This is a genomic window from Oleiphilus sp. HI0043, from assembly GCF_001634935.1.
This window is the reverse complement of sequence record NZ_LWEY01000629.1, coordinates 1-694: the sequence shown is the minus strand read 5'-3', so window position 1 is coordinate 694 and position 694 is coordinate 1. Positions and strand designations below refer to the sequence as shown.

General features: G+C 45.0%; 1 protein-coding gene. It reads left to right on the top strand.

Features of this window, described 5'->3' with window-relative positions; translation table 11 throughout:
- Positions 1 to 38: 38 nt before the first annotated feature.
- Positions 39 to 694, top strand: a 656-nt coding sequence (locus A3729_RS07655; RefSeq protein WP_068633547.1) for an SIS domain-containing protein, incomplete at its 3' end; no start/stop codon positions are given.

The following is a 694-nucleotide window of genomic DNA, read 5'->3' as shown; positions in this document are numbered from 1 at the left end:
CCAAGCCCTTATAACCCCGCTTTACTAGGTAGGTGTAAATGTCTGATATTAATGAAACTGCGATTAGCAGCTTAAACGAAGCGTCCTCCGCTATTTCAAATCTCGCAAACTCTCTTGATAACAGTTTTTCATCTGCCATATCATTGATAATGAAATCTGAAGGACGCCTAATAGTTTCAGGCATGGGGAAATCCGGCCATATTGGCAAAAAAGTCGCAGCTACACTCGCTTCTACCGGCACACCTAGTTTTTTTATTCACCCCGCCGAAGCGTTTCATGGTGACTTAGGGATGATCCGCCCTAGCGATATCATCTTGCTTATCTCGAATAGCGGCGAAACCGAAGAAGTGATCAAACTCATCCCTAGCCTTCGGCGCTTCGGAAACAAAATTATTTCGATTGCTAACGCCCCTGATAGCACGCTAGCAAAAAATTCAGACGTCTACTTGAATATTTTTGTCGAAAAGGAGTCATGCCCAAATAATTTGGCTCCTACCACATCGACAACGGTGACACTAGCTTTGGGCGACGCACTTGCTGTTTCACTAATGAAAGAAAGAAACTTTCAACCTGAGCACTTTGCAGCCTTTCACCCTGGAGGAAGCTTGGGTAGACAGCTACTGACCAAGGTGCGTGACGAAATGCTTGCTCAAGACCTACCTTTTGTAAGCCCTGAAACACCTGTTGATGAAGT